Consider the following 23,781-nt stretch of genomic DNA (forward strand, 5'->3'; position numbering starts at 1 on the left):
TTGACGCCGCTTCGTTTCGACCCGAAGGTTTTCTGCGAAGCGAGCCGGCCATATTAGCAGGCTTTTCATCCTCGTCAACCCCTCGTGAAGAGGAAGTTGCCGCCGCTGCACCTCAATCCGCCGTAGCATCTTTCCGTGTAGCGAGCCGCCCATCATAGCCGGCTTTTCCGTTTCGTCAACACCTTAATTTCAAGGAGTTTCGAACCCTTTCTGCTCTGGTTCCGCGTTTGCGGGTCTGTTGCGTCTGGGGAGGCGAACTATATGCCCGGCGAATGGATTTGGGAAGGGTTTTGTGAAAAATTTTTCACGACACTGCCAAAAACTTGCGCTATGGCGCACTCCGCCGTGCATCGGCGCCCTGTACGTCCACGAATGCATTCTCTCTATCTAATAGTGTGGTTCGTACGTGCGGGGAGGTTGCCGCCCTGCAGCAACCTCGAGGCACTTCAACCAGTTACGCGTCAAGCACTCACGAGCGACACACGAGCGAAGTTGCGTTTGCCCACCTGGATGACACCTTCGAAGCCGTGAGCGAAGACGCGACTGGCATCTTCGACCACCTCGCCATCGATCTTGACCGCGCGCTCCTTGAGCTTGCGGGTAGCTTCGGAATTGCTGGGCGTCAGGCCGGCGGCTGTCAGCAAACTGGCGATGCGCAGGCCCTCGGCCGGCACCACGACTTCCTGCAGCGGCAGCAGACTGGTGTCGCCCTGCCCTGTCACGACGGCATGCCAGCCGGCAATGGCCTGCTCTGCGGTTGCGGCGTCGTGGAAGCGCGTGGCCAGTTCGCGCGCCAGACGCAATTTGACCTCACGCGGGTGCAGCTCGCCGGAGGCGACCTGTTCTTTCAGGCGCACGGCTTCGGCAAGGCCGATATCGAAGGATAGCAGATCGATCCAGCGCCAGGTCAGCTCATCGCCGATCTTCATGGTCTTGGTGACGATGTCGATGGCCGGTTCGTTGATGCCGATGTAGTTGCCCAGCGACTTGGACATCTTGGCCACGCCGTCCAGGCCCTCCAGCAACGGCATGGTGATCACGATCTGCGGCGCCTGGCCGTAGTGCTCCTGCAGGCCACGGCCCATCAGCAGGTTGAACTTCTGATCGGTGCCGCCCAGCTCGACATCGGCTTTCAAGGCGACCGAGTCGTAGCCCTGCACCAGCGGATACAGGAATTCGTGGATGGCGATCGGCTGCTGGCCAGTGAAGCGTTTGGCGAAGTCATCGCGCTCGAGCATGCGCGCCACCGTGTGCTGCGCGGACAGCTTGATCATGTCTGCCGCGCTCATCTGGCCGAACCACTCGGAGTTGAAGCGCACTTCGGTGCGTTCGCGGTCCAGGATCTTGAAGACCTGCTCTTCATAGGTACGTGCGTTGGCCAGCACGTCCTCACGACTGAGCGGCTTGCGGGTGACGTTCTTGCCGCTCGGATCGCCGATCATGCCGGTGAAGTCGCCGATCAGGAAGATCACCTGATGCCCGAGCTGCTGGAACTGCCGCATCTTGTTGAGCAGCACGGTGTGGCCCAGATGCAGGTCCGGCGCGGTGGGATCGAAGCCGGCCTTCACCCGCAGCGGCACGCCGGATTTCAGTCGCGCTTCGAGCTGATCGAGCTTGAGGATCTCTTCGGCGCCACGGCCGATGAGTGCGAGGGATTCTTCGATAGTGGCCAACCACAGACTCCAGCGGCGCTTGCCGTCAAAAACGTAAATGATGTTAAACGCGGGTTAATTTCGCGCCAAGTGAAAATAATGAACAGACTCAATGGTTTGACGCGCTGTTACAGGCTGTCTATGGTACCGGCGATTGGGCTCGCACTTCGAGCCAACGAGGAATTTGAACGATGCAGAACTCAGAGCAGGGCCGTGCACGCAAGCGGCGCTTTCAAGAACGCCTCCACGTCCTCCACGACACTGCACTGCATCGCAAGCTCAAGGCGCATCTTCCGGCAGCCTTCAACGACCGTTGGACACGCCGCCATTGGATCCACGCCAGCCTGTTCGCCACCATCGGTGCGTTGGTTGCCACGATCGTGCCGGGTTTTTCCAACGCCATCGACACACCGCTTTCCAGCCATTCCACGCTGGCATTGCCGTTGCCGCCACTGGTGCCCAGCCGCAAGCAGCTGGCGCCGAGCACCGATTGGGAGATTCTGCAGGTCAAGTCGGGCCAGACGCTGAGCACCTTGTTCGGCGAGTTGGGCATCCCGACGGCGGTGATGTACCAGGTGCTGGCGCACCCGGGCACCAAGGAGGCGCTGACCAAGCTGCGCCCTGGTGCGGAAATTGCGTTTGACATGCCGACGCCGGGCCAGCTGCGCGCATTGCGCTTCGATCGCGATGACAGTCATCGGGTGGAGCTGCGCCTGCTGGGCGACAGCGTGCGCGAGAATGTAACCGAGCGGGCGACCACCACGCGCACGGTGGTGGCCAGCGGGGAGATCAGCAGCTCCTTGTATGCCTCCGCCGGGAAATCCGGGCTGTCGCCGGCGGCGGTAGCGGTCATGACCGACGACATCTTCAAGTACGACATCGACTTCGATAAAGACCTGCAGCCGGGCGACCGTTTCAGTGTGGTGATGGACGAGACCTGGCGCGAGGGCGAGCGGATCAGTACCGGCGACATCCTGGCGGCGACCTTCACCACCGGTGGCAAGACCTACACCGGCTTCCGCTTCGAGCGCGCCGGCAAGCCGGCCGAGTATTACGACATCACCGGCCGGCCGTTGAAGAAAAGCTTCATCCGCATGCCGGTGGCCTATAGCCGGATCAGTTCCACCTTCGGCGCGCGCAAGCACCCGGTGCTGGGCACGATGCGCATGCACAAGGGCGTGGACTATGCGGCCGCTTCGGGCACGCCGATCATGGCGGCCGGCGATGCGCGGGTGGTGTTTGTCGGCACCCAGCGCGGCTACGGCAATGTGGTGATCCTGGATCACGGCAAGAACTACAGCACGCTGTACGGGCATATGTCGCGCTTCGGCAAGATCAAGGCCGGCCAGCGCATCAACCAGGGCACCGTGATCGGCTATGTCGGCATGACCGGCCTGGCCACCGGCCCGCATCTGCATTATGAATTCCGCGTGGCCGGGCAGCAGCGCAACCCGATGTCGGTGACGATGCCGCCGCCGGAGCCGCTGCAGGGCGCCGAACTGGCGGCTTTCCGTGCACAGACGGCGCCGGCCATGGCCCGCATCGAGGGCATGGAAAAGTTGATCTATGCCGATGCCGCCGAGCCTGCCAAGGGTAAGTCGCGCGGTTGACCGCCTGCGGCCAGGTGACTGCGCTGCCGCTGTGGCGGCTGCGCGGGGTGGACGACATAGAAAACCCAGACCAGCGTCTCTAGCCACGCCGCAAGCAATCGCGGTCTTGCAGCCATTTAGTGGACGCTGCCATTTCCGGCGCTTGGCGCCTGCCCTTGCCGGTCACCCTAGCTGACGTGAGTGCGAGCGTTGGCAACGCGGCATGCAGGGAGCCTTCGACGCACAGTTGGTCGTTCGCGACACGGGAGGCGAGCCTGCGACCCGGCAGTGATTCCCCTGCTATGCAGCCGATAAGAGCCTAAAGACCAGTTGACGGACCCGGCCCGGCTGCACAAGCTGGCCGGCCGTGTCTTTCTGGTTTCGGCATGCCTGTCTTGGAACACGTTGACTCTCCGCTGTATCTGGGCCTGATGTCGGGCACCAGCGCCGATGGGATCGATGCGGCGCTGGTGCGCTTTGCCGACACCACTCATCGCCGCTGCGACTTGGTGGCCGCGACGACGATGGCGTGGGAGCCGCAGTTACGCGAGACCTTGGTGGCGCTCGGCCAGGGCGCCGAGACGGTGGCCATCGATGCGCTGGGGCAGCTGGACGCGCAGGTGGGGTTGGCGTTCGCGGCAGCCGCCAATCAGTTGATCCGCGACAGTGGCGTGGAGCGCCAGCAGATTCGCGCGATCGGCTCGCATGGGCAGACCATCCGCCACCGGCCCAAGGCCGAGCCGGCGTTCACCTGGCAGATCGGCGATGCCAGCCGGATTGCCGAGCACACCGGTATCACCACGGTGGCAGATTTCCGCCGCCGCGACGTGGCCGCCGGTGGCCAGGGCGCGCCGCTGATGCCGGCCTTCCATCTGGCCATGCTGGGGGCGGGCGACGAAGACCGCGCCGTGCTCAATCTGGGCGGGATCGGCAACCTGACGCTGATCCCGCGCGATGGTGCGGTGCTGGGCTTCGATACCGGCCCGGCCAATGCATTGCTGGACAGCTGGTGCCAGCAGCATCGCGGCACGGCGTTCGATGCCGAAGGTGCGTTTGCCGCCAGCGGGCGCGCCGATACCCCACTGCTGCAGGCGTTGCTGGCCGACCCGTGGTTTGCGCTGGCGCCGCCCAAGAGCACCGGACGCGAGCAATTCCATCTGGACTGGGCGATGCAGGCGATGCGTTCGCTGGGAGACGTGGCGCTGTCTGCGGCCGATGTGCAGGCGACCCTGCTCGAACTGACCGCGGCCAGTGTCGCCGACGCGTTGCTGCAGCTGCAGCCCGATACCCGCCGGGTGCTGGTATGCGGTGGCGGGGTGCGCAATCCGGTATTGATGGCACGACTGGCGGCACGATTGCCGGGCGTGGTGGTGGAATCCAGCGCGCGGCATGGGCTGGATCCGGACTATCTGGAGGCGATGGGGTTCGCATGGTTGGCCGCGGAGCTGCTCGCAGGCCGTGCGGCCAATCTGCCGTCGGTGACCGGGGCAGCCGGGCCGCGGTTGCTGGGAGCGATCCATCCGGCGTGACAGGCCTGGATCAGTTGCGAGCGCCCGCAGTCGCAGCATTCTCGCGCCGAATGGATGCGCACGCAAAGCAGCGCTGGCTGACCGTTTGCGGCTACGGGCTATTCCCCGCCGGCAGCGCCTTGAGCGCGGCGATCGCTTCGGCCAGGGCGTCGACTTCCGGGTGCTGCAGGCCGCCGGTGACTTCGTATTCGCTGGCGAACAGACCTTGTTCGAGCAGATGCATGACGGTCTGGTGCTGGGTCCAGCCGCGTGCGACGGAAATGCGGCGAATGCGGTCTACCAGCACCGGGTCGATGTCACGCAATACCAGATCGGTCATGCCCTTCCTCGCGCGATGGTTTGCCCCGCCGGCATCATCGGCAACCTTGGTGGACGTTTCAATCCGGCTGCCTGTCGTGCGCCAATAGCCGCGGCCACAGCCAGGCCAGCAGCAGCAAGGTGGGAATAACGGTCAGCGCGCTGAGGATGAAGAAGGTGCTGTAGGAGGTAGCCTGGACCAGAAAGCCGGAAACACCACCAGCGAACTTGCCCGGCAGATTGGCCAGCGACACCAGCAATGCATATTGGGTTGCAGTGAAGTTGCGGTCGGTCAGCGATGACATGAAAGCTACCAGCACCGTTGCGGCAAAGCCCTGGAACAGGTTGTCGGCGCTGAGTGCGGCATAGAACGCCCACAGCTTGCCCGGGTTGTGCGCCATCAGCAGGAACGCCAGGTTGGACAACGCCACACCCAGCGCGGCGACCAGCAACATGCGCCGGAACCCGAATGCGGCGACTGCCGCGCCGCCAGCGAAGGCACCGACAATGCCCATCCAGACACCGAACAGTTTGGACACGGTGGCGATATCGGCCTTGGTGTAGCCCGAATCCAGATAGAACGGCCCGGCCATGACGCCGATCACCTGGTCGGGGAACTTGTACAGGCCCACGAACAGCAACAGCACGATGCCCAGCGCCAGCCCGTTGCTGGAGAAGAAACTGGAAATCGGTTGCCAGAATGCACCGGCGACATCAACGCGGCGCACCACGGTCGCCTCGGGACGGTCGGGCTCGCGGCATAGCAGGGTGGTGAGGATCGGCACCAGCATCAGTGCGGCCATGCCCACATACGCCCACGTCCAACCGAGGTATTCGGCCATGTACAAGGCGCCCGCACCGCCCAGGATCAGGCCGATGCGGTAGCCCAAGGTGTAGGTTGCCGCCAGCGCGGCCTGTGCGGTCTCCGGGGCGATTTCGATGCGATAGGCATCCACGACCGAGTCCTGGGTGGCGCCCCAGAACGAGGCGAACAGCACCCAGCTCACCAGACCGGTAACGCTCAGATCCGGACGCGAAAATGCCAGAGCAAACAGCCCGATCGTGACGCCGATCTGCGCCACCAGCAGCCAGGACCGACGGCGCCCCAGGAACGCGGTCAGCGGAAACGCATAACGGTCGATCAGCGGCGCCCACAGGAATTTGAGCAGATAAAAGAAGCTGGCCAGGCTGATCAAGCCGATGCTGCCCAGGTCCAGCCCCACATCACGCAAGCGGGTCGACAAGGTCTGCGAGGCGATCAGCAGGAACGGCAGCCCGCTGCCGAAGCCGAGCAGTGCCATGGTCGCCGCCGATGGCGTGGCGAATGCCTGCTGGATACCGCGCAGGCCTTTGTATCGTGGTGCGGACGTGGTCATGCGTGCAGCCGATGGACGCGGTTGGCCAAAACAAAGACGCCAGTATCACCGGCCGGCGCGCGGGCAGCGCCGCCGGAGGCGAACATTCCGGTCATAGAAAGATGCGCACTACCAGCGCCGACCATCCTGCGGCGGCGTGCAGCCGGCATGCCGCTCCTTTTCACGGTCATGCGCCTGTTGGCCGCGGGCGCCGAACCGGTTGCACTGGCATGTCCTTTCCGCAGTGCGCCGACCAGCTGCAGGCGATCACTCACTGCGCGTAATCCACAATGTAAGGCGCGTGGTCGGAGAAGCGCTCTTCGCGGTAGATCGAGCAGGCCCGCAAGGTGTCGCGCAGGCCGGGGGTGACCAGTTGGTAGTCGATGCGCCAACCGACGTTGTTGGCGCGCGCGGCGCCGCGGTTGCTCCACCAGGTGTAGTCCTGGCCTTGCGGATGCAGGACGCGGTAGCTGTCGACCCAGCCGCGGCCTTCGGCGGCGTTGGTGTCTTCCAGCGCATCGGCGCACAGTCCGTTGAGCCAGTCGCGCTCGGGCGGCAGGCAACCGGAGTTCTTCTGGTTGGACTTCCAGTTCTTGATGTCCAGCGCGGTGCGCACGATGTTCCAGTCGCCACACAGCACGTACTGGCGGCCACTGGCCAGCCACTCGTCCAGAATCGGCCGCAGCCATTCCATCACCTGGAACTTGTAGCCCTGGCGCAATTCGCCCGAAGAACCGGACGGGATATAGAAGGAGACCACGCTGAGGTTGCCGAAGCGCGCTTCGATGTAACGGCCCTCTTCGTCGAACTCGGGCCAGCCCAGCGCGGTGCGTACCTCGTCGGGCTCGTGCCGGCTATAGATCGCCACGCCGCTGTAGCCCTTCTTGGTGCTGGCGTCGCGAAACCAGGCCTTGTAGCCGGTGGGCAGGAACTCCGGTCCGGCCAGCTGATGTTCCTGCGCCTTGGTCTCCTGCACGCACAGCACATCGGCGTCCTGGGTGGCGAACCAATCGAAGAAGCCTTTGCTGGCGGCCGAGCGCAGGCCGTTGGCGTTGAAACTGATGATGCGCATAGGCCGGGAATGGGGAGTCGGGAATGGGGAATCGTAAAGCCTACCCCAGCGCGGCCGCGAAGGCTGCCGAGGCGCGATGCGTTTACCATTCCCGATTCCCGATTCTCCATTCCCGTCCAATGACCGACCACCGCACCCGTTTCCTGCAGCTGGCCCTGGGCGCCGATGCCCTGCGCTTTGGCGAGTTCACGCTCAAGTCCGGGCGGCTCAGCCCGTACTTCTTCAACGCCGGGCGCTTCGATTCCGGCGCCAAGACTGCGCAGCTGGCGCAGTGCTATGCCGATGCGATCGATGCGGCCGGAGTGGAGTTCGACCTGCTGTTCGGGCCGGCCTACAAGGGCATCCCGCTGGCGACGGCGTTGGCCTGTGCCTACGCCGGACGCGGGCGCGACCTGCCGTTGGCGTTCAACCGCAAGGAAGCCAAGGACCATGGCGAGGGCGGCAGCCTGATCGGCGCGCCGCTGGCCGGGCGCAAGGTGTTGATCGTCGATGACGTGATCACCGCCGGCACCGCGATCCGCGAGGCGCTGGGCATCATCCGCGCTGCCGGTGGCATCCCGTCGGGTATTGTCGTGGCGCTGGACCGCCAGGAAATCGCCTCCGAGCAGGATCGCCGTTCCGCTGCGCAGGCAGTGGCCGCCGAGGCCGGCATCCCGGTGATCGCGGTGGCCAACCTTGCCGACCTGCTTGCTTTTGCGGCAGGAAACGCCGACCTTGTGGGCTTCCGGGAACCGCTGCTGGCCTATCGTGGCCGCTACGGCACCGACACTACAGGCTGACGGCAGGCGACAGGGGGCTGCGATGATGCCGAGACACACACGTTTGGCGTTATTGGCCGCCGTTGCTACGGCTGTTGCTGCGACATTTGCCGTGGCCGCACCCGCCGGCGCGCAAGACAAGCCGGCGGCCAAGAAGCTGTATTGCTGGAACCAGAACGGCGCCCGCGTCTGCAGCGATACGCTGCCGCCGGAGGCAGTGAACCAGGCGCGCGACGAGTTCAACGTCAAAAGCGGCATGCGCAGCGCCGAGGTGCAGCGCGCGATGAGCAGCGACGAGCGCGCCGCCGCCGCGGCCAGCGAGCAGCAACGCCAGGCCGACCTGGCCGCCGAGCAGATGCGCCAGCGCACCGACCAGGCGATGCTGATGTCGTATCAAAGCGAAGACGACCTGCGCCGGGTATTCAACGAGCGCATCGCCATCGTCGACAACAACATCCACACCGCGCGCTTCAATGTGACCAGCCTGCGCGAAGGCCTGGCCAGCATGTTGCGCGCCGCCGGCGACCGCGAGCTGGCGGGCCAGGCAGTGGCCGACAAGCTGGCCGGCGACATCCAGCAACGCCACCGCGAATTGATGGCGCAGTTGCGACTACAGACCAGCTTCGAGCAACAGCGCACCGCGCTGGACGGCGAAATCGCCGACATCCTGCAGCGCTACCGGGCCATGAAGGAACCGCCCGGCGCCGCCTCGCCCGCAGGCTGAACCGCACGGCGTCATTCCCGCTCGCCCGATGCCCCGCCGCGGGCGGCATTTCCCGATCCGACGCCCTGCCCGCATAATGGCCGGTCTTACTCCCTGCCCACGAGGCTCTCCCGCATGGCCCGGATCATCGCCATTGCCAACCAGAAAGGCGGCGTCGGCAAGACCACGACGGCAGTCAATCTGGCGGCCGGCCTGGCGCGCGCGCCCAAGCGTGTGTTGCTGGTGGATCTGGACTCGCAGGGCAACGCCACCATGGGCAGCGGCATCGACAAGCGCGATGTGGCCGCCTCCACCTGCGACCTGCTACTGGGCGAAAACACCGCCGCCGAGATCCGGGTGACTGCGCCGGAAGGCTTCGACCTGCTGCCGGGCAACATCGACCTGACCGCCGCCGAGATCCAGCTGATGGACCAGGGCGAGCGCGAGCAGCGGCTCAAGCGCGCGCTGGCGCCGATCCGCGACGAGTACGATTTCATTTTGATCGACTGCCCACCGGCGCTGTCGCTGCTGACGCTCAATGCGCTGACCGCCGCCGATTCGATCATCGTGCCGATGCAGTGCGAGTACTACGCGCTGGAAGGGCTGACCGCGCTGCTGGAAACCATCGAAGCGCTGCGCGCCAACCTCAACCCGGCGCTGGAAATCGAAGGCGTGCTGCGCACGATGTTCGATATCCGCAACAACCTGGCCAACGCAGTGTCGGCGGAGCTGACCGAGCATTTTGGCGACAAGGTGTTCCGCACCATCGTGCCGCGCAACGTGCGCCTGGCCGAGGCGCCCAGCCATGGCCAGAGCATCGTCGGTTACGACCGCACCTCGCGCGGTGGGGTGGCCTACCTGGGCCTGGCCGGCGAGATCGTGCGCCGGCAGAACGAGCGCAACAAGGCCTATCGGCCCGTGGAGACCGTCTGATGAACAAGCCGATCCCCGCAAAAAAGCGCGGCCTGGGCCGTGGCCTGGAAGCGCTGTTGGGTCCGAAGGGCGCAGCAGCGGCAGCGGCACCTCAGGCAAGCAGCGAGGATGCGCTACAGCCGGGCGATACGCTGCGCCAGTTGCCGGTGGACCAACTGCAGCCGGGCAAGTACCAGCCGCGCCGGGAGATGGACGAAGTCAAGCTGGCCGAGCTGGCGGAGTCGATCAAGGCGCAGGGCGTGATCCAGCCGATCGTGGCGCGCGCGCTGGCGCCGGGGCAGTTCGAGATCGTGGCCGGCGAACGCCGCTGGCGCGCCTCGCAGCTGGCCGGGCTGGCCGAGGTGCCGGTGGTGGTACGCGAGCTGGACGACCGCACCGTCATCGCGATGGCGTTGATCGAGAACATCCAGCGCGAAGATCTCAACCCGCTGGAAGAAGCGCAGGCGCTGCAGCGGCTGATCGACGAATTTTCGCTGACCCATGCCGAAGCCGCCGGCGCGGTGGGCCGTTCGCGTGCCTCGGTCTCCAACCTGCTGCGGTTACTGGAATTGCCGGTGGCGATCCGGGTGCTGCTGGAAACCCGCCGCCTGGAAATGGGCCACGCACGCGCGCTGCTCACCCTGGCGCCGGAACTGGCCAGCAAGCTGGCACAGGAAGCGGCCGACCAGGGCTGGTCGGTGCGCGAAGTCGAACACCGTGCGCAGCAGTTCGCCGCCGGCAAGGTGCCCGGCTCATTGCGCAAGGGCAAGCCGGTGACCGTGGCGCCGCAAGCCGATATCGCCTCGCTGCAGACCGAGCTGTCCGAATCGCTGGGCACCAAGGTGGTGTTCAATCATGGCCGCGGCGGCAAGGGCAAGCTGGTGATCCATTACACCGACCTGGACACCCTGGAAGGCGTGCTGGAACGCTTGCGCGCCCGCCAGGGCTGATGCCCCCGGCGCAGGAGGATCAGCGATGCATCCCGCCAAAGTGGACCGCGCGCATCTGTTGCGCCTGACCGACCTGCCCAATGTCGGGCCGGCCTGCGAAAAGGACCTGCAGCTGATCGGCATTGGCATGCCGGCGCAGCTGCACGGGCGCGATGCCTACGACATGTACGCGCAGCTGTGCCTGCGCACCGGCGTCACCCATGACCCATGCGTGATCGATGTGTTCCTGTCGCTGCCGCGCGTCATGCAGGGCGAACCGGCGCGCAACTGGTGGGACTTCAGCGCCGAGCGCAAGGCAACGCTGGCGGCCGAGCGTGCAGGTGCACCAGCCACCGCAGCGCTATCGCGGCGCCGGGTAGCCAGCAACAGCACTCGCACCGGCAACGACGGTGGACACGGCGCATGAGCCACGACGACGACGCGTTCAGCCCCTCCGGCAGCCCGATCCTGCATCACGCGCAGGCCAAGGGCTTCGCGCCGGCGCGCGGCGAAGAATGCATCGAGCAGATCAGCGCGCATATCGAACAGCATCTGGGGCCGATTTCCAGCGTATTTCATGAGCTCGTCTCCGACACCGTGCATCTGGACGTGCACATCGTGCCGCCCAACGCGCACTGCCCGCACCTGCGTCTGGTCACTTCGGGCATGAGCGATCTGCCGATGACGCTGCCCGACGGTGTGGAGGCGCCGCGTTACATGGAGCTGATGCTGAGCCTGCCCGGCGATTGGCCGATGGACCAGCGCGACTTCGACGACGAGCGCCATTACTGGCCGATCCGCCTGCTCAAGAACCTGGCGCGGATGCCGCACAAGTTCGACACCTGGCTGGGGTTCGGCCATACCCTTCCCAATGGCAATCCGGCCGAGCCGTATGCGCCGGGCGTGGCCTTCGACGGCGCGATCGTGCTGCCGCCGGTGAGCACCCCGGAGGCATTTGCGCGGTTGCGCATCGATGCCGAAAAAACCATCGCTTTCATGACCGTGGTGCCGTTGTATCCGGAAGAAATGGCGCTGAAACTTAGCCAGGGCAGCGATGTGCTGCTGGACCGCTTCGATGCCTGCAACATCCGCGACAGCATCGACCTGCGCCGCCGCAACGTGGCAAAGAAGCGTTTCTTCGGGCTGTTCTGAGCGCCGTTCTCCCCGCCTTCCCTTTCGCTGTTTTCAGGATTACTGCCATGACCATCCTCGTTACCGGCGCCGCCGGTTTCATCGGCGCCTACACCTGCCGCGCCCTGGCTGCGCGGGGCGAGGCGGTGGTTGGGCTGGACAACTACAACAGCTACTACGACCCGCAGCTCAAGCGCGACCGGGTGGCGGCGCTGTGCCCCGGCATCGATATCCGCACGCTGGATCTGACCGATCGCGAGGGTCTGGCTACGTTATTCGAGCAGATCCAGCCCACCCGCGTGGTGCATCTGGCTGCGCAGGCGGGGGTACGGTATTCGCTGGAAAACCCCGCCGCCTACGTCGACAGCAACCTGGTCGGCTTCGTCAACATGCTCGAGCTGTGCCGGCACCGCGGCGTGCAGCATCTGGTGTACGCGTCGAGCAGCTCGGTGTACGGGGATTCGGCCACCCCGCCATTTTCCGAAGACCAGCGCGTGGACCAGCCACGCTCGCTGTATGCGGCGACCAAGGCGGCCAACGAGCTGATGGGTTATACCTACGCGCAACTGTACGGTCTGCGCGCGACCGGGCTGCGCTTTTTCACGGTGTACGGGCCGTGGGGCCGGCCGGACATGGCGCCGCTGATCTTCAGCCGCGCGGTGCTGGCGGGGCGGCCGATCGAGGTGTTCAACCACGGCAAGATGCAGCGCGATTTCACCTTCGTGGCCGACATCGTGGCCGGCGTGCTGGGCGCGCTGGACACCCCCAGCGGCGAGGCGATCCCGCACCGGGTCTTCAACCTGGGCAACCACACGCCGGTGGAGCTGGAATATTTCATCGACGTGATCGCCCAGGCTGCCGGCCGCCCGGCAGAGAAGGTCTACCGGCCGATGCAGCCGGGCGACATGATCCGCACCATGGCCGATACGCAACGCGCGCAGGCCGCCTTCGGGTTCGACCCAGCCACGCCGGTCGAGCGCGGATTGCCGCAGGTGGTGGAATGGTGCCGGCAGTATTTCGGCGAGCGCGTCTAGCGGCGGCCTGGATAGGCGGGTGGCGGCTGATGGACGTGCGCGGCGTGGATGGGAGTGAGTGGCTGCAGGGCACGGGCTGCGAGGCGCTGTGGCGTGGCCCTTGACGCCTCGTCGCCCTCGCAGCATCTGATCGCGTGGCAGCGGGCAGCGGGCAGAGCAGCCTGCAGTACAACCCCCCTGCACTGCTGCGCCAAACACATGATCTGCTAGCCAACCCAGGTCTTTTGCGGTCGTCATGCGCCCGCACCACACGCTACAGGCCGCTTTTTCGTTACTGCAATGCGCATAACGCGTGCTCGCTTCATGCCTGACTCAGACAGTCAGGGCACAATGCGCGATCTTTTTCGCTCAGCCTTCATCTGGCCACCCCGCATCCATGAGCCAACCTCAGCTGTCCGTCGTCGTCCCGGTGTTCAACGAGCGCGATAACGTCGCCACGCTGGTGGGCGAAATCGTCAGCGCATTGCGCGGCGTGGTGGCCTTCGAAATCGTCTATGTCGACGACCATTCGCGCGACGATACGCTGGCGGTGCTGCAAGGCCTGAAGGCCACCACGCCGGAACTGCGGGTGCTGCATCACGTCACCCAAAGCGGCCAGAGCACCGCGGTGCGCAGCGGGGTCAAGGCCGCACGCGCCAGCTGGATCGCCACGCTCGATGGCGACGGCCAGAACGACCCGGCCGACATCCCCAAATTGCTGATCGCACGCAGCCAGGCGCAAGCGCAGGTCAAGCTGTTTGCCGGCTGGCGGGTCAACCGGCAGGATTCCGGCTCCAAGCGCTGGGCCAGCAAGTGGGCCAACGCGATCCGCTCGCGCATGCTGCACGACAACACGCCAGATACCGGCTGCGGCATCAAGCTGTTCGAGCGCGAGGCGTTTCTGGACCTGCCCTATTTCGATCACATGCATCGCTACCTGCCGGCGCTGATGCAGCGCGCCGGCTGGCGCACGGTGAGCGTGCCGGTGAATCACCGCCATCGCACCGCCGGCGTGTCCAAGTACAACAACCTCAATCGCGCCCTGGTGGGTATCCGCGACCTGCGCGGAGTGGCCTGGCTGATCACTCGCAGCAAGCGCACCGCGGTGCAGGAGCATTGATGGAACCGTCCTTCCTCGATCAACAGCTGACCTGGCTGTACTGGACCGGCATCCATGTCACCGGCTGGAAGCTGATCGGCTACGTGGGCGCGCTGATGTTCGGCGGCCGCTGGCTGGTGCAGTTCGTCGCTTCCAAGCGCGCCGGCAAGCCGGTGATCCCGCGCCTGTTCTGGTACATGAGCGTAGTGGGCAGCCTGATGACGCTGAGCTATTTCGTGTTCTCCGCCAAGCAGGATTCGGTGGGCGTGCTGCAGAACCTGTTCCCGGCGTTTACCGCGTTTTACAGCCTGTATCTGGATGTGAAACATCGGGGCTGGAAGCGGGATCGGGCGGGCCATTGAGGTTGGGATTGGGGATTGGGGATTTGAAGGGTGTGGGCCGGATATTTGGTTGAGGTCGAACCGAGTGGGTGAGTACCTGGCCGCGTGATGCGGTCCTGGCGTGTGTCGATGCAAAGCAGACTGTTGCCGCAGATTTTTGCTGATCGATCGTTGGTGGCGATGCCTCGGCGTACCGATGCGAGCCGAGTGCATTGCGGCTGCATCGCATCCCCTCACGCGTTTCTTTGTGCAGCGATTCATCTGATCGATGAGCGCCTGAGCGCATTGACGTGATCCGCGGACGTCAACCGATGCACCGCTTATCGTCGGACACGCGGCGATAGCGCTGAGGGTTGACGCCCGCTTTTCGGACACGCCACCGCGCAAGTGGCCGACGCGATGACGGATGACCAGCCGATGTTGCCCCTGTCCGGTTGCGTGCAGGCTGTGGTCATGTCCAGCACGCTCCGCCATTGCCCCACATCCATGCCAACGCTCACTGCGGCGTATTGGCATCTACAGCTGCCCACGCATCAGAGCGTGCCCTTGTTCGCGGACTGGCGCTGCGCCCGCGCGGCAGCGGCAAGTTTGGCGCTGCCAAGGCATTGGCAAGATGCGCAGTTGCTGTGCTGGGTATTGCTGCCGGATGCGTGGTGCGGGCTGCTGCAGGCACCCGGCAAGGCAGGTCTGCTGCAGGCGGCTGCGACGGCGCGACAGCTGGCTGCCGATGCGGTCAATCGCGCACGCGGGCGTGGCGGAACGGTGTGGCAGCCGCAGATGCAGGCAACCGAGTTGCCGGTGCATGCCGATCATCGGCAGTTCGCCCGTGCCCTGGTCGCGCAGCCCCTGCGTGCAGGGCTGGCCGAGCAGATCGGCGGGTATCCGTATTGGGACGCGGTGTGGTTGGTGCAGGGTGATCACGATGCCGCACCGATCGCCGCGGCAGATGATCTTGCTCAGGTGACCGCGACGAGCAGAGCACGGTGGTGACCGTGTCTGCATGGCCGGTATCGCATGTCGCGCCGCCGCCTGTACCCGCTCAGCTGCACTGCCGCTCAACAGGCAGCACAGCTGCTGGACAGCTGCTGCTTCAGGCACCTGGCGATCAAAACGCCAAGGGCTGCTCCGGCAACAGGGCCTGCAGCTCGCTGCGGAACAACGCGCGGATGCGCTCCAGCGCAGCCTCGCTGTCGGCTTCGAAGCGCAGCACCAGGATCGGCGTGGTGTTGGAGGCGCGCACCAGGCCCCAGCCATCGACGAAGTCGGCGCGCAACCCATCGATCGTGGACAGGCGTGCCGATTCGAACGGCGACTCGTCCCCAGCCTGCGCACGCTCGACAAAGCGCGCCACCAACGCGTGCGCGTCGCCCTCCACCGGCACCTTGATCTCCGGCGTGGAGACGCTTTCGGGCAAGGCGTCCAGCACCTCGGACGGGGTTTCTTCGCGCTGGGCCAGGATTTCCAGCAGGCGAGCGGCGGCATAGATGCCGTCGTCGAAGCCGTACCAGCGTCCCTTGAAGAAAAAGTGCCCGCTCATCTCGCCAGCCAGTTCGGCGTCGGTCTCGCGCATCTTGGATTTGATGAGCGAATGCCCGGTCTTCCACATCAGCGGACTACCGCCATTGCGCAGCACGTAGTCGGACAGCTTGCCGGTGCACTTCACGTCGTAGATGACCAGCGCGCCGGGATTGCGCTGCAGCACATCGGCGGCAAACAGCATCAGCAGGCGGTCCGGGAACACGACGGCGCCTTCCTTGGTGACCACGCCCAGGCGGTCGGCATCGCCGTCGAAGGCCACGCCGATATCCGCATCGAAGCGCTGCACCATCTTCACCAGATCGTCGAGGTTGTGCGGCTCGCTGGGGTCGGGGTGATGGTTGGGGAAGGTGCCGTCGATGTCGCAATACAGCGGAATCACCTCGGCGCCGATGGCTTCCAGCAACCGCGGCGCGATGTCGCCGGCCGCGCCATTGCCGGCATCCACCACCACCTTGATCGGGCGGTCCAGCTGCACGTCGTCGGCAATGCGCTGGATGTAGGCGTCGCTGATGTCGCGCTGCTCCAGTTCGCCGGGCGTGGCGGCGGTATGCAGGCGGCCTTCGTTGATGCGCTGGTGCAGTTCGGCGATGGCGGTGCCAGACAGCGTCTCGCCGCCAATCACGATCTTGAAGCCGTTGTAGTCCGGCGGATTATGGCTGCCGGTCACCGCCACGCAGCTGCCGGCGCGCAGCTCATAGGCGCCGAAGTACACCACCGGCGTGGGCGCCAGACCGATGTCGGTGACGTTGCAGCCGGCGCGGCGCAGGCCTTCGATCAGGCCATTGGTCAGCTCTGGCCCGGACAGCCGGCCGTCGCGCCCCACCACCACATCGCGCAGGCCCTGCGCCTGCATCACGCTGCCGATGGCCTGGCCGATCAAGGCGGCAACGCCGGGATTGAGGTCTTTGCCGACCACGCCACGGATGTCGTAAGCGCGGAACATCCCGGTGGCGACCTGCACCGCCGGCACCAGCGCTGGCGCTGCTGGCGACGTGTCGGCGTCCAGCGCGCGTGCTTCGCTGGCGACGCTGGCGTCGTGTTGCAGGCTCTGACTGAAGGTAGGCTCGTCGGCGCTCGACTCGCCAACGACCCGGCGCCGCGGCAAGGCCACACGGCCGCGGCTGGCCAGCACCAGCAGCACCGCGATGCTGACCAGCAGCGCCGCCACGATGGCGCAACCGAGCGCGCCAAGGCCCAATGGGCCACTGTCGTTCTGCGGTACTGCGGCAGCCACGCGCAGGCCGCTGCTGGCCAAGGGCTTGGCCAGCGTCTCCGCCGCATCGGCCAGGCCCGCATCGCCCTGCTGGGCCACGTTGTAGCTGCCCTGACGCAACGCCAGATACGCGCTGCCAGGGACCGCGATCGCATCCAGCGGGCCGGTCAGCCGCAACAACGGCAGCCGGGCATACGCCACCGCCGGCTGCGCACCCAGGCGCACCGCCGCCGCAACGCCCAGGCGTACCTGCTTGGTGTCGCGCACCACGTGCACCTGCGCGCGTTCGGCCACCAGCGCCGACTCGAGCAGGCCCAGACGCGCGTAGCCGAAATCCTTGGGGTTTTCATACGCGGCGGCAAGGTCGCCAGGCAAAACCTGCACATCCTCGGCGCCCTTGAAGCGCTCGCGGATGGCCGATGCGGCCGCCAGCGCGTCGCCACCGGCCAGCGCAGCGACGACCGGCGGCTGTTTGAGCACGGCGTCGAGCTGGCTGGCCTGTGCGGCCATCGCCTGGCCCACGTCCTGCACCGCGCGGTCGCGCGCCTGCTCCAGGTCATGCGCCACCACGTCTTCGCGCCATTGCGCATAACTGCTCCAGCCGAACCAGGCGGCCAGCAGCAGTACTATGCCCCCCAACACCGGACCACTCGTACGCACGCTGGACATCGACTGCCTGCGCTCGTTCGCCTTGCTCATGTGACTTCCCCCCGTCAGCGCACGCCGGTGTGGCCGAATCCACCCGCTCCCCGCGCGCTGTCGACGAAAGTATCCACCACTTGCAAGCCCACGCGCACGATCGGCAGGATCACCAACTGCGCGATGCGGTCGCCCGGCTCGATGGTGAAGGCGGCGCGGCCGCGATTCCAGGTGCTGATCAGCAGCGGCCCCTGGTAATCGGCATCGATCAGGCCGGTGCCGTTGCCCAGCACGATGCCGTGCCGGTGGCCCAGGCCCGAGCGCGGCAGGATCACTGCGCACAGCTGCGGGTCGGCAAGATGGATCGCGATCCCGCTGGGGATCAGCGCCGCATCGCCCGGCTCCAGCGTCATCGGCGCTTCCAGCGCGGCGCGCAGGTCCATGCCCGCACTGGATTCGGTGGCATAGGCCGGCAACGGCCACAGATCGCCAAAGCGCGGGTCGAGCAACTTCACCTGCAAGGACTGGGTTGGGGTGCTCATGCCTGCAATCTCTCCGCGATCAGGGCCAGCAGTTGGTCGGCCAGTTCGGTTTTGCTGCTACTGGGAAACGCGCGCTCGCCGCCCTGCCAATAGGCCGTTGCCGCGTTGTTGTCGCTTTCGAAGCCGCCGCCTTCGATGCCCACCTGGTTGGCGATGATCAGATCCAGCCGCTTGGCCGCCAGCTTGCCACGCGCGTAGTGCTCCACGTCGTGCGTTTCGGCAGCAAAACCGACCACCAGTTTCAAGGCGCCGGTCTGCGTGGCGACCTCGGACAGGATGTCCGGGGTGCGCACCAGTTCCAGGGTCAGCGTCTCACCGGTCTTCTTGATCTTCTGCGCGACCACCCGCTTGGGGGTGTAGTCGGCCACCGCGGCGGCACCGATGTAGATGTCGGCCGGGAATGCGCCCAGCACCGCATCGCGCATCTGCGCAGCCGAACGCACGTCGATGCGCTGCACGCCGGCCGGCGTGGTCTGGTGCACCGGCCCGCTGACCAGCACCACCTCGGCGCCCTGCCGGGCGGCTGCGGCGGCCAGGGCGTAGCCCATCTTGCCGCTGCTGCGGTTGCCGACGTAACGCACCGGATCCAGGTCTTCGAAGGTGGGGCCGGCGCTGATCACGATGCGCAGGCCATCCAACTGCGCGCTGCTGGGCACGAACGCCGGCGCAGCCGTGCCGCTGGCGCCGATTGGAGCGGCGCTCACGGGGGCGCCGCCAGCCAACGCGGCAATGATCTCCGCCGGCTCGGCCAGCCGCCCGGGGCCGGACTCGCCTTCGGCCAGCGGGCCATCGTCCGGGCCCACCACGGCAACCGCGCGCGCGCGCAATGTCGCCACGTTCGCCTGCGTGGCCGGATGCAGCCACATGCGATGGTTCATGGCCGGGGCCACGGTCAGCGGCGCAGTCGTGGCCAGGCACAACGTGGTGACCAGGTCGTCGGCCAGCCCGTGCGCCAGGCGCGCCAGCAGGTCGGCGGTGGCCGGGGCCACGATCACCCGGTCGGCCCAGCGCGCCAGTTCGATATGGCCCATCGCCTGCTCGGCGGCGCTGTCCCACAGGGTGGTGCGGGTGGGTTGCCCGGACAGCGCCTGGAAGCTCAGCGGGGTGACGAATTGTTGCGCGCCGCTGGTCATGGCGACCTGCACCTGCGCACCGGCGTCGCGCAGGCGACGGACCAGTTCGAGCGATTTGTAAGCGGCGATGCCTCCGCCGACGCACAGCAGCAAACGCTGTCCGTCCAGGGGGCGGGCCTGAGTGGAGCCGATCACGTCGGGGTCGTCCTACGGTTACAAGGACAACTAGATTAGCCGATGCCCCCGCTTGGCCTGATGGGCGTGCGCGATGAGCACCGGCAATCTGGCCATATGCACATACACGACTGGCCCACCCACGAACGCCCGCGCGAGAAACTTCTGGCGCGCGGGGCCACTGCCCTCTCCGATGCCGAGCTGCTGGCGATCTTCGTCGGCTCGGGCCTGCGCGGCCAGGACGCGGTGCAGACCGCGCGCGACCTGCTGCACCGGCACGGCCCGCTGCGCCTGCTGCTGGACCGCCCGGCCAAGACCCTTTCGCGCCTGCCCGGGCTGGGCCCGGCCTCGGCCTGCAAGCTCGCTGCGGCCATGGAACTGGCCCACCGCCACCTGATGAGCGCGCTGGAACGCGGCGAAGCGCTCAGCGACCCGCCAAGCGTGGGCCGCTATTTCTCGCAGCGGCTGCGCGCGCGGGCCTACGAAGTGTTCGCGGTGCTGTTCCTGGACAACCGCCACCGCGCCATCGCCTTCGAAGAGGTGTTCACCGGCACCATCGACGGCGCCGACATCCACCCGCGCGAAGTGGTGCGGCGGGCGCTACTGCACAACGCGGCGGCGGTGATCGTCGGGCACAACCATCCGTCCGGCAATCCAGAGCCGTCCGAGGCCGACCGTGCGGTCACCAAACGGCTGCTGGACGGCCTGGATCTGGTGGACATCCGCCTGCTGGACCATTTCGTCATCGGCGATGGACGCCCCGTCTCGCTGGCCGAGCGCGGCTGGCTGGAATGACCGGCGTCGCGCTGACCTGAACCATCGGCCGGACCCCGGGCCGCGTGGTCGGGTAAAATCGCGGGTTTGGTTCCAAGCAGATCCCACGTGAAAGCCCTACTCCGCGCACTGATCGGCCAAGGCATCGAAGCCTTGCGCGCCAACGGCACCCTGCCTGCCGACACCCTGCCGCCGGACTTTGTGGTCGAGCGACCCAAGACCCGTGAGCACGGCGACTTCGCCACCAACGCCGCGATGCTGCTGGCCAAAGCCGCGCGCAGCAATCCGCGCGCGCTGGCGCAGGCGCTGGTTGCCGCGCTGCCGGCCAGCGAGGACGTGGCCAAGGTGGAAATCGCCGGCCCCGGCTTCATCAACTTCCACTTGGCCGCCACCGCGTATCAGCGCGAAGTGGCGCATGTGATCAAGCAGGGCCACGACTACGGCCGCGGGCTCGCCGGCAATGGTCGCTCGGTGGGCGTGGAATACGTCTCGGCCAACCCGACCGGCCCGCTGCATGTCGGCCACGGCCGCGCCGCGGCGATCGGCGACAGCCTGGCGCGCGTGCTCGATGCCAATGGCTGGAACGTCAAGCGCGAGTTCTACTACAACGATGCCGGCGTGCAGATCGAAAACCTGGCGTTGTCGGTGCAGGCGCGCGCGCAGGGGCTCACCCCCGACAGCGACGGCTGGCCGGAAAACGGCTATCGGGGCGACTACATCGCCGATGTGGCCAACGCCTACCTGGCCGGCGACAGCGTCGACCTGGAAGGCCATCTGGTCACTGGCACCAAGGATCCAGCCGATCTCGAATCGATCCGCCGCTTCGCGGTGGCGTATCTGCGTAACGAGCAGAACCACGACCTGGCCGCGTTCCGGGTCGATTTCGATATCTACTTCCTGGAAAGCTCGCTGTACAAGGACGGCAAGGTCGAAGAAGCGGTGCAAAAGCTGATCGCTTCCGGGCATACGTACGAGGAAGGCGGCGCGTTGTGGCTCAAGTCCACCGACTTCGGCGACGACAAGGACCGCGTCATGCGCAAGTCCGACGGCACCTACACCTACTTCGTGCCGGACGTGGCCTATCACCTGACCAAGTGGCAGCGCGGCTACGAGCGCGCCATCACCGAGCTGGGCGCCGACCACCACGGCTCGCTGACGCGCGTGCGCGCCGGCCTGCAGGCGATGGAGCTGGGCATCCCGCAGGGCTGGCCGGAATACGTGCTGCACCAGATGGTCACGGTGATGCGTGGCGGTGAGGAAGTGAAGCTGTCCAAGCGTGCCGGCAGCTACGTCACCCTGCGCGACCTCATCGAAGAAACCAGCGCCGATGCGGTGCGCTGGTTCCTGATCGCACGCAAGCCCGATTCGCAGCTCACCTTCGACATCGATCTGGCGCGCGCGCAGAGCAACGACAACCCGGTGTTCTACGTGCAGTACGCGCATGCACGGGTGTGCAGCGTGCTGCGCCAGGCGCAGGAAAAAGGCTACAAGTACGATCAGACCCATGGCCTGGCCGAGCTCGCACGCCTGGACGACGAGCATTCGCTCGCCGTGATGCTGGAGCTGTCGCGCTACCCGGAGGTTGTGGAAATCGCCGGCCAGGCGCTGGAGCCGTACCAGATCGCGCAATACCTGCGTGAATTGGCGCATGCCTTCCACACGTGGTATCACAACAGCAAGGTGCTGGTGGACGATGCCGCCGAGCGCGACGCCAAGCTCACCCTGGCCGTCGCCACCCAGCAGGTGCTTGCCAATGGCCTGGAACTGCTCGGCGTCAGCGCTCCGGAAAAGATGTAATCGCGCGGCAGCGTCAGGGAGCCAACGCAGGCAGCTGGCACAGTGCATGGCGCCGTGGCGAATGCCCGGTGAGCGCCACCTGGGGCGCTGCCGGCGCTCACCGGGCGATCAGTGCAGCAGCGCTGATCGCCGCAGCAAGTCGGGCCAGCTGGCTCGCAACGACACGATTCGGAGAAGTGGTAGATGGCAGCACGACGCGGTAAAAGTCAGGCCCGACGCAACACCAGCAATGGCACCCCAGGTTGGGTGTGGCTGGTGGCTGGCGCCGCGATTGCAGCAGTGATCTTCCTGGCGGCACCCAACCTGTTCAAAAAGGACGGCGACGGTTTCCTGCGTGTGGGCCCGCGTGCCAACCCGGATGCGCAGCCCGAGCCGGTGGCCGATGCCGACGTGGATACGCCGGCCGAATTGCCCAAGCCCAGCGCGCAGCCGCCCAAGCCGCAGGGCAAACCCGGCAATGCGCAGACCCAGTACGACTTCTACACCTTGCTGCCCGGCAAGGAAGTGCAGATGTCCGACGCCGAACTGGCTGCCAGCGCGCGCGCCGAAGAGGCTGCGCGTGCGCGCGCGGCATTGGAAGGCAAGCCGGTGCCACCGGCACCCGGTGCGGCCGCAAGCGTCGCCGCTGCGACGCCGGCCGCAAGCGTGCCGGTACCCTTGAACGAATCTGCCGCCAGCGCGCCCAAGCCGCTGCCGGAAACCGCTCCGGCACGGCCAGTTGCGACCCCGGCGCAGGCCGGTACTGCGGCCATCACCACGCCAGCGGCCACGGCGCCAAAGCCTGCGACAACGCCTTCGGCTGCTGCGCCCTCGCCCGCTGCAGCGGCGGTGACCGACAACACCCGCTACATCCTGCAGGCTGGCTCGTTCGGCGCCTCCGGCGATGCCGAATCGACCAAGGCCAAGCTGGCGATGATGGGCCTGGCCGCACGCGTGGAATCGGCCGAAATCAGCGGCAAGACGGTCTACCGCGTGCGCATGGGGCCCTACGGCAGCGCCGGCGAACTGGCCGAAGCCAAGCAGAAGCTCACCGGCAGTGGCCTGCCCGCCATTGCGATCAAGGCGCAGTAAGCGCGCGTGATGCGCCCCTGCGCTGGCGTGTTGCTGGGCGTGCTGGCGTGGGCCGGCCCGGCGCAGGCCACCGACCAGATTCCCGACCGCATCCAGATCGACGGCCAGCAGGCGACGTTGCTGGCCGAACCGCTGTCCGGGCCCCTGGACGACCCGGCCACCTGGAAGCGCTTCGCGGCGCACGCACGCAGTGCGATGGGCAGCTGCAGCGCCAACTGGCGCGGCTATCGCGCGGACTGGCGGCTGGACGCACAGCAGCTGGTGCTCGATCGCGTCGTGCTGGGCGCCTGCGCCGATACGCCACCGACCTTGCCGTTGGACGTCCTGTTCCCCGGCCAGCCAGCGCCAGTGCCGGCCGTGTGGATGGATGGCGAAGTCATCGTCGAGCTGCCGTCCACCGCGACGACTGCCACGCACGCAGCAGGCGCCTACGTGGTGCTGCGGCTGCGCCGTGGCCATGTCGTCTCGCGCGAGAGCTTGACCGAAGAGATGCTGCGTACGCGGCGTGCCGCAATGGCAAGTCCGCCCCCCCTGCGCTCTGAAACCGCCTTGCATTGAACCCTGAATGCCCCCGTCCCC

General features: G+C 66.5%; 22 protein-coding genes and 1 pseudogene. 16 read left to right on the forward strand and 7 right to left on the reverse strand.

The annotated features are described in order from the left end of the window. Window positions 1-461 precede the first annotated feature (461 nt). Window positions 462-1,673, reverse strand: coding sequence for a tyrosine--tRNA ligase (gene tyrS, locus A7D16_RS11065; RefSeq protein ID WP_064632620.1), 1,212 nt, complete (start codon window positions 1,671-1,673; stop codon window positions 462-464). A 170-nt stretch (window positions 1,674-1,843) separates the two neighbouring features. Between tyrS and A7D16_RS11070 the strand changes: the two genes are divergently transcribed. Both A7D16_RS11070 and A7D16_RS11075 read left to right on the forward strand, forming a co-directional pair. Continuing rightward, window positions 1,844-3,262 carry a M23 family metallopeptidase gene (locus tag A7D16_RS11070; protein ID WP_064632623.1) on the forward strand — a complete coding sequence of 473 codons (1,419 nt, stop codon included), beginning with the start codon at window positions 1,844-1,846 and terminating at the stop codon, window positions 3,260-3,262. Window positions 3,263-3,627: 365 nt separating this feature from the next. Next, entirely contained in the window at window positions 3,628-4,770 is a 1,143-nt protein-coding gene (locus tag A7D16_RS11075) for an anhydro-N-acetylmuramic acid kinase (RefSeq protein ID WP_064632625.1), read from the forward strand. Between the two features lie 91 nt (window positions 4,771-4,861). On the opposite strand, the gene A7D16_RS11080 is transcribed toward A7D16_RS11075, so the two are convergent. The 3 genes from A7D16_RS11080 to A7D16_RS11090 all read right to left on the reverse strand — a co-directional run bounded on the left by A7D16_RS11080 (window position 4,862) and on the right by A7D16_RS11090 (window position 7,494). Next, a complete protein-coding gene (locus tag A7D16_RS11080) occupies window positions 4,862-5,089 on the reverse strand; it encodes a hypothetical protein (protein ID WP_064632627.1) in 228 nt (75 codons plus the stop codon). A gap of 58 nt (window positions 5,090-5,147) precedes the next feature. Next, window positions 5,148-6,443: an AmpG family muropeptide MFS transporter gene (locus A7D16_RS11085; protein ID WP_064632629.1), complete on the reverse strand. Its 1,296-nt coding sequence runs from the start codon at window positions 6,441-6,443 to the stop codon at window positions 5,148-5,150. 250 nt (window positions 6,444-6,693) lie between these two features. After that, complete coding sequence (locus A7D16_RS11090; RefSeq protein WP_064632631.1) at window positions 6,694-7,494, reverse strand: exodeoxyribonuclease III; 801 nt, start codon at window positions 7,492-7,494, stop codon at window positions 6,694-6,696. Between the two features lie 119 nt (window positions 7,495-7,613). Between A7D16_RS11090 and pyrE the strand changes: the two genes are divergently transcribed. The 10 genes and pseudogenes from pyrE (at window position 7,614) to A7D16_RS11140 (ending at window position 15,370) form a co-directional block, all read left to right on the forward strand. Then, window positions 7,614-8,273: an orotate phosphoribosyltransferase gene (pyrE, locus tag A7D16_RS11095; protein WP_064632632.1), complete on the forward strand. Its 660-nt coding sequence runs from the start codon at window positions 7,614-7,616 to the stop codon at window positions 8,271-8,273. 52 nt (window positions 8,274-8,325) lie between these two features. Beyond that, the gene (locus A7D16_RS11100; protein ID WP_064632722.1) at window positions 8,326-8,976 is read left to right on the forward strand and encodes a hypothetical protein; all 651 of its coding nucleotides are present in this window, start codon (window positions 8,326-8,328) and stop codon (window positions 8,974-8,976) included. 114 nt (window positions 8,977-9,090) lie between these two features. Then, window positions 9,091-9,888 carry a ParA family protein gene (locus A7D16_RS11105; RefSeq protein ID WP_064632635.1) on the forward strand — a complete coding sequence of 266 codons (798 nt, stop codon included), beginning with the start codon at window positions 9,091-9,093 and terminating at the stop codon, window positions 9,886-9,888. Continuing rightward, the gene (locus A7D16_RS11110) at window positions 9,888-10,817 is read left to right on the forward strand and encodes a ParB/RepB/Spo0J family partition protein (protein WP_064632637.1); all 930 of its coding nucleotides are present in this window, start codon (window positions 9,888-9,890) and stop codon (window positions 10,815-10,817) included. Before A7D16_RS11105 ends, A7D16_RS11110 begins: the two co-directional genes overlap by 1 nt. A gap of 25 nt (window positions 10,818-10,842) precedes the next feature. Further along, window positions 10,843-11,130 (forward strand): annotated as a pseudogene (locus A7D16_RS11115) (helix-hairpin-helix domain-containing protein); the annotation flags it as partial. A gap of 89 nt (window positions 11,131-11,219) precedes the next feature. Next, on the forward strand, window positions 11,220-11,948 hold the full coding sequence (locus tag A7D16_RS11120) for a suppressor of fused domain protein (protein WP_064632641.1): 729 nt from the start codon (window positions 11,220-11,222) through the stop codon (window positions 11,946-11,948). Window positions 11,949-11,995: 47 nt separating this feature from the next. Then, a complete protein-coding gene (locus A7D16_RS11125) occupies window positions 11,996-12,961 on the forward strand; it encodes an SDR family NAD(P)-dependent oxidoreductase (RefSeq protein WP_064632643.1) in 966 nt (321 codons plus the stop codon). Window positions 12,962-13,337: 376 nt separating this feature from the next. Next, window positions 13,338-14,060: a glycosyltransferase family 2 protein gene (locus A7D16_RS11130; RefSeq protein WP_064632645.1), complete on the forward strand. Its 723-nt coding sequence runs from the start codon at window positions 13,338-13,340 to the stop codon at window positions 14,058-14,060. After that, window positions 14,060-14,401 (forward strand): lipid-A-disaccharide synthase N-terminal domain-containing protein, encoded by a 342-nt coding sequence (locus A7D16_RS11135; protein ID WP_064632647.1) that lies wholly within the window; start codon window positions 14,060-14,062, stop codon window positions 14,399-14,401. The genes A7D16_RS11130 and A7D16_RS11135 overlap by 1 nt, the downstream gene beginning before the upstream one ends. 396 nt (window positions 14,402-14,797) lie before the next feature. Continuing rightward, on the forward strand, window positions 14,798-15,370 hold the full coding sequence (locus A7D16_RS11140; RefSeq protein ID WP_064632724.1) for a hypothetical protein: 573 nt from the start codon (window positions 14,798-14,800) through the stop codon (window positions 15,368-15,370). Between the two features lie 115 nt (window positions 15,371-15,485). Here A7D16_RS11140 and A7D16_RS11145 read toward each other — a convergent pair whose 3' ends face one another. Genes A7D16_RS11145 through coaBC form a run of 3 tightly spaced genes read right to left on the reverse strand, consistent with a single transcriptional unit; the run spans window position 15,486 to window position 19,581 of the window. Beyond that, entirely contained in the window at window positions 15,486-17,831 is a 2,346-nt protein-coding gene (locus A7D16_RS11145) for a phosphomannomutase/phosphoglucomutase (protein ID WP_064632650.1), read from the reverse strand. Between the two features lie 14 nt (window positions 17,832-17,845). Continuing rightward, window positions 17,846-18,313 (reverse strand): dUTP diphosphatase, encoded by a 468-nt coding sequence (dut, locus tag A7D16_RS11150; protein WP_064632651.1) that lies wholly within the window; start codon window positions 18,311-18,313, stop codon window positions 17,846-17,848. Next, on the reverse strand, window positions 18,310-19,581 hold the full coding sequence (gene coaBC, locus A7D16_RS11155; RefSeq protein ID WP_064632653.1) for a bifunctional phosphopantothenoylcysteine decarboxylase/phosphopantothenate--cysteine ligase CoaBC: 1,272 nt from the start codon (window positions 19,579-19,581) through the stop codon (window positions 18,310-18,312). Before coaBC ends, dut begins: the two co-directional genes overlap by 4 nt. Before the next feature lie 96 nt (window positions 19,582-19,677). On the opposite strand from coaBC, the gene radC reads away from it, so the two are divergent. From radC to A7D16_RS11175, 4 genes are all read left to right on the forward strand, one after another. Continuing rightward, entirely contained in the window at window positions 19,678-20,355 is a 678-nt protein-coding gene (gene radC, locus A7D16_RS11160; RefSeq protein ID WP_064632727.1) for a RadC family protein, read from the forward strand. A gap of 87 nt (window positions 20,356-20,442) precedes the next feature. Continuing rightward, window positions 20,443-22,131, forward strand: coding sequence for an arginine--tRNA ligase (gene argS / locus A7D16_RS11165; RefSeq protein ID WP_064632655.1), 1,689 nt, complete (start codon window positions 20,443-20,445; stop codon window positions 22,129-22,131). Between the two features lie 183 nt (window positions 22,132-22,314). Further along, window positions 22,315-23,202: an SPOR domain-containing protein gene (locus A7D16_RS11170; RefSeq protein WP_064632657.1), complete on the forward strand. Its 888-nt coding sequence runs from the start codon at window positions 22,315-22,317 to the stop codon at window positions 23,200-23,202. A 6-nt stretch (window positions 23,203-23,208) separates the two neighbouring features. Then, a complete protein-coding gene (locus tag A7D16_RS11175; RefSeq protein ID WP_064632660.1) occupies window positions 23,209-23,760 on the forward strand; it encodes a hypothetical protein in 552 nt (183 codons plus the stop codon). Window positions 23,761-23,781: the final 21 nt, after the last annotated feature.

The sequence above is a fragment of the Xanthomonas nasturtii genome, assembly GCF_001660815.1.
GTDB lineage: Bacteria > Pseudomonadota > Gammaproteobacteria > Xanthomonadales > Xanthomonadaceae > Xanthomonas > Xanthomonas nasturtii.

Bases quoted from the DNA above. Each gene is read 5' to 3' on its own strand.
- A7D16_RS11075 (WP_064632625.1), top strand. From the start codon at position 3,628: ATGCCTGTCTTGGAACACGTTGACTCTCCGCTGTATCTGGGCCTGATG.
- A7D16_RS11110 (WP_064632637.1), top strand. From the start codon at position 9,888: ATGAACAAGCCGATCCCCGCAAAAAAGCGCGGCCTGGGCCGTGGCCTG.
- A7D16_RS11135 (WP_064632647.1), top strand. From the start codon at position 14,060: ATGGAACCGTCCTTCCTCGATCAACAGCTGACCTGGCTGTACTGGACC.
- A7D16_RS11130 (WP_064632645.1), top strand. From the start codon at position 13,338: ATGAGCCAACCTCAGCTGTCCGTCGTCGTCCCGGTGTTCAACGAGCGC.
- A7D16_RS11125 (WP_064632643.1), top strand. From the start codon at position 11,996: ATGACCATCCTCGTTACCGGCGCCGCCGGTTTCATCGGCGCCTACACC.
- A7D16_RS11170 (WP_064632657.1), top strand. From the start codon at position 22,315: ATGGCAGCACGACGCGGTAAAAGTCAGGCCCGACGCAACACCAGCAAT.
- A7D16_RS11080 (WP_064632627.1), bottom strand. From the start codon at position 5,089: ATGACCGATCTGGTATTGCGTGACATCGACCCGGTGCTGGTAGACCGC.
- A7D16_RS11070 (WP_064632623.1), top strand. From the start codon at position 1,844: ATGCAGAACTCAGAGCAGGGCCGTGCACGCAAGCGGCGCTTTCAAGAA.
- A7D16_RS11145 (WP_064632650.1), bottom strand. From the start codon at position 17,831: ATGAGCAAGGCGAACGAGCGCAGGCAGTCGATGTCCAGCGTGCGTACG.
- pyrE (WP_064632632.1), top strand. From the start codon at position 7,614: ATGACCGACCACCGCACCCGTTTCCTGCAGCTGGCCCTGGGCGCCGAT.
- A7D16_RS11090 (WP_064632631.1), bottom strand. From the start codon at position 7,494: ATGCGCATCATCAGTTTCAACGCCAACGGCCTGCGCTCGGCCGCCAGC.
- radC (WP_064632727.1), top strand. From the start codon at position 19,678: ATGCACATACACGACTGGCCCACCCACGAACGCCCGCGCGAGAAACTT.
- A7D16_RS11085 (WP_064632629.1), bottom strand. From the start codon at position 6,443: ATGACCACGTCCGCACCACGATACAAAGGCCTGCGCGGTATCCAGCAG.
- A7D16_RS11120 (WP_064632641.1), top strand. From the start codon at position 11,220: ATGAGCCACGACGACGACGCGTTCAGCCCCTCCGGCAGCCCGATCCTG.
- A7D16_RS11140 (WP_064632724.1), top strand. From the start codon at position 14,798: ATGTTGCCCCTGTCCGGTTGCGTGCAGGCTGTGGTCATGTCCAGCACG.
- dut (WP_064632651.1), bottom strand. From the start codon at position 18,313: ATGAGCACCCCAACCCAGTCCTTGCAGGTGAAGTTGCTCGACCCGCGC.
- A7D16_RS11105 (WP_064632635.1), top strand. From the start codon at position 9,091: ATGGCCCGGATCATCGCCATTGCCAACCAGAAAGGCGGCGTCGGCAAG.